Genomic DNA, 268 nt, shown 5'->3' with positions numbered 1-268 from the left:
CAACGTGACGTCGGCGGCAGTGCGGAACACCAAGCGGCTATTCGGCGCCACCAATTGGGTGCCGCGTGGAACTATTCGCGGCTCGGTCTGCTTGCTGTCTCGATCCACGCGGAATTGGGCCATCGCACAAGATGGAAACGGCCGCAGGAACGCTCCGTGGATTGTGTCAATCAATGCGTGAGTAAACTCCGGCACCTCATCTTCGAGTCGGATGTCGTGCCGAGCGCACATCAACGCGAACGATTGCAGCAGCCGTTCGACGTGTGGG

General features: G+C 60.1%; 1 protein-coding gene. It reads right to left on the bottom strand.

The window, feature by feature from the left end; all coding sequences use genetic code 11:
* Nucleotides 1-268 (bottom strand): type VI secretion system baseplate subunit TssF (locus SB816_RS32060; protein ID WP_410548253.1); only part of this gene is annotated, 268 nt, incomplete at both ends.

Origin of the sequence: Achromobacter sp. SIMBA_011, assembly GCF_046535435.1 — a bacterium.
Lineage (GTDB): Bacteria > Pseudomonadota > Gammaproteobacteria > Burkholderiales > Burkholderiaceae_B > Achromobacter > Achromobacter dolens.
Note: the sequence above shows the minus strand (reverse complement) of the source record. Positions and strands in the feature narration are given on the sequence as shown.